1 protein-coding gene is annotated in these 3,419 nt (G+C 68.2%); it reads right to left on the reverse strand.

Translation table 11 applies throughout. The annotated features are described in order from the left end of the window. Positions 1-3,419, reverse strand: a 3,419-nt coding sequence (locus tag HTZ82_RS15775; protein WP_175410017.1) for a HAMP domain-containing protein, incomplete at both ends; no start/stop codon positions are given.

Raw genomic sequence — 3,419 nt, forward strand, 5'->3', positions numbered from 1 at the left:
ACGTGCAGCGGCAGGTACAGCGTGAACGTGGAGCCGCGGCCCGGTTCGCTCGCCGCGTGGATCTCGCCGCCCAGCAGCCGGGCGATCTCCCGGCTGATCGACAGGCCCAGACCCGTACCGCCGTACTTGCGGCTGGTCGTGCCGTCGGCCTGCTTGAACGCCTCGAAGATGACCCGCATCTTGCTCGCGGCGATACCGATACCGGTGTCCGTCACCGAGAAGGCGATCAGATCGGCGTCCGGGTCGCGCAGGGAGCCCGCCTCCAGGAGCTGCTCGCGGATGGACGGCGGCACATCGTTCTTGGCCGGGCGGATCACCAGCTCGACCGCGCCGGAGTCGGTGAACTTCACCGCGTTCGACAGCAGGTTGCGCAGGACCTGGAGCAGCCGCTGCTCGTCGGTGTGCAGCGTCGCCGGGAGCTCAGGGGAGACCCGTACGGAGAAGTCCAGGCCCTTCTCCGCCGTCAGCGGCCGGAACGTGGCCTCCACGTAGTCGACCAGCTGGACGAGGGCGATCCGGGTCGGGCTCACGTCCATCTTGCCCGCCTCGACCTTCGACAGGTCGAGGATGTCGTTGATCAGCTGGAGGAGGTCGGAGCCGGCGCCGTGGATGGTCTCGGCGAACTCGACCTGCTTCGGGGACAGGTTGCCGTCGGCGTTGTCCGCGAGCAGCTTCGCCAGGATGAGCAGCGAGTTGAGCGGCGTGCGCAGCTCGTGCGACATGTTCGCGAGGAACTCGGACTTGTAGCGCATGGAGACGGCGAGCTGCTCGGCCCGCTCCTCCAGGACCTGCCGGGCCTCCTCGATCTCGGTGTTCTTCACCTCGATGTCGCGGTTCTGCTGCGCCAGCAGCTCGGCCTTCTCCTCCAGTTCGGCGTTGGAGTCCTGCAGGGCCTTCTGCCGGTTCTCCAGCTCCGCGGACCGCTCGCGCAGCTGCTCTGTGAGCTCCTGCGACTGCTTGAGGAGCACCTCGGTCTTGGTGTTGACGCTGATCGTGTTGACGCTCGTCGCGATCATCTCGGCGATCTGGTTGAGGAAGTCCCGCTGGATCTGCGTGAACGGCTGGAACGACGCCAGCTCGATCACGCCGAGCACCTTCCCCTCGAAGAGCACCGGCAGCACGACCACATGCGCGGGCGCCGCCTCACCGAGCCCGGAGGCGATCTTCAGGTAGCCCGGCGGCACGTTGACCTGAATGGTCCTCTTCTCCTCGGCCGCCGTCCCGATGAGCGTCTCGCCCGGCCGGAACGAGGTCGGCATGGACCCGGCCGAGTAGCCGTAGCTGGCGCGCATCCGCAGCTCGTACGAGCCGTCGTCGTCGCCCGGCTCCGCCCCGGTCGCGGCCGCTGCCGCCGCGGCAGCGCCGGGACCTGCGGCCGCCGGGGTGGCGCCGGAGCCGCCGCCTCCCGAGACGGCGAGGAAGAACGCTCCGTGCTGGGCGGACACGACCGGCGTCAGCTCGCTCATGATGAGCGAGGCGACGTCGTCCAGGTCGCGGCGGCCCTGCATGAGGCCGGAGATCCGGGCCAGGTTGCCCTTCAGCCAGTCCTGCTCCTCGTTGGCGAGGGTGGTGTCGCGCAGGTTGGCGATCATCGTGTTGATGTTGTCCTGGAGGACCTGGATCTCGCCGGCCGCGTCCACGTCGATCTTGAGGTTGAGGTCGCCCCGGGTCACCGCGGTGGCGACGGCCGCGATGGCGCGCACCTGGCGGGTGAGGTTTCCGGCCATCTCGTTCACGGACTCGGTCAGGTCGCGCCACGTGCCGTCGACGTCGCGGACGCGGGCCTGGCCGCCGAGGATGCCCTCCGTACCCACCTCACGGGCCACGCGGGTGACCTCCTCGGCGAACGAGGAGAGCTGGTCGACCATCGTGTTGATGGTGTTCTTCAGTTCCAGGATCTCACCGCGGGCATCGATGTCGATCTTCTTGGTGAGGTCGCCCTTGGCGATGGCGGTGGTGACGGCGGCGATCTGCCGGACCTGGCCGGTCAGGTTCGACGCCATCGAGTTCACCGACTCGGTGAGGTCCTTCCACGTGCCGGACACACCGGGCACGCGCGCCTGGCCGCCCAGTTCGCCCTCCGTGCCCACCTCGCGCGCGACGCGCGTGACCTCGTCGGCGAACGACGACAGCGTCGTCACCATCGTGTTGACGGTGTCGGCGAGTTCGGCGACCTCGCCGCGTGCCTCGACGGTCACCTTCTTCGTCAGGTCGCCGTTGGCGACGGCCGACGACACCCGCGAGATGTTCCGCACCTGCGAGGTCAGGTTGTTGGCCATCACGTTGACGTTGTCGCTGAGGTCCTTCCAGATGCCCGTGACGCCGCGGACACGGGCCTGGCCGCCGAGGATGCCCTCCGTACCCACCTCACGGGCGACACGTGTGACCTCGTCCGCGAAGTTCGACAGCTGGTCGACCATCGTGTTGACGGTGGTGACGAGGTCGAGGATCTCGCCCCGCGCGTCGACGGTGATCTTCTTCGACAGATCGCCGCGGGCCACCGCCGTCGTCACCTCGGCGATGTTTCGGACCTGCGAGGTCAGGTTGTTCGCCATCGAGTTGACGGACTGTGTGAGGTCCTTCCAGGTGCCGGAGACGCCCTGCACCTCGGCCTGCCCGCCCAGGATGCCTTCCGTACCCACCTCGCGGGCCACGCGCGTGACCTGCTCGGCGAAGTTGGACAGCTGGTCGACCATCGTATTGAGCGTGTTCTTGAGCTCCAGGATCTCACCGCGCGCGTCCACGTCGATCTTCTGCGACAGATCACCGCGGGCGACCGCCGTGGCGACCTGGGCGATGTTGCGGACCTGCGCGGTCAGGTTCCCGGCCATGCCGTTCACCGAGTCCGTCAGGTCACGCCACACACCGGCCACGCCGGGCACCTGGGCCTGACCGCCGAGCCGCCCGTCGGTGCCCACCTCGCGGGCCACCCGGGTCACCTGCTCGGCGAACGCGGACAGCTGGTCGACCATCGTGTTGATGGTGTTCTTCAGCTCCAGGATCTCACCGCGCGCGTCCACGTCGATCTTCTGCGACAGATCACCGCGCGCCACGGCCGTCGTCACCTGGGCGATCTGCCGCACCTGCGAGGTGAGGTTGCCGGCCATGAAGTTGACGGAGTCCGTGAGTTCCTTCCACGTACCGGACACGCCGTCGACGCGGGCCTGGCCGCCGAGCCGGCCCTCCGTGCCCACGTCCCGCGCCATCCGCGTCACCTGCTCGGCGAACGACGAGAGCTGCGCCACCATCGTGTTGACGGTGTTCTTCAACTCCAGCATCTCACCGGCCACATCGACGGTGACCTTCTGCGACAGGTCACCGTTCGCGACCGCCGTCGTCACCTGCGCGATGTCCCGCACCTGACCCGTCAGATTCCGGAACGCCGTATTGACCGAATCCGTCAGGTCCTTCCACGTGCC

The sequence above is a fragment of the Streptomyces sp. TRM64462 genome (assembly GCF_013362995.1).
In the GTDB taxonomy this organism is placed as follows: Bacteria; Actinomycetota; Actinomycetes; order Streptomycetales; family Streptomycetaceae; genus Streptomyces.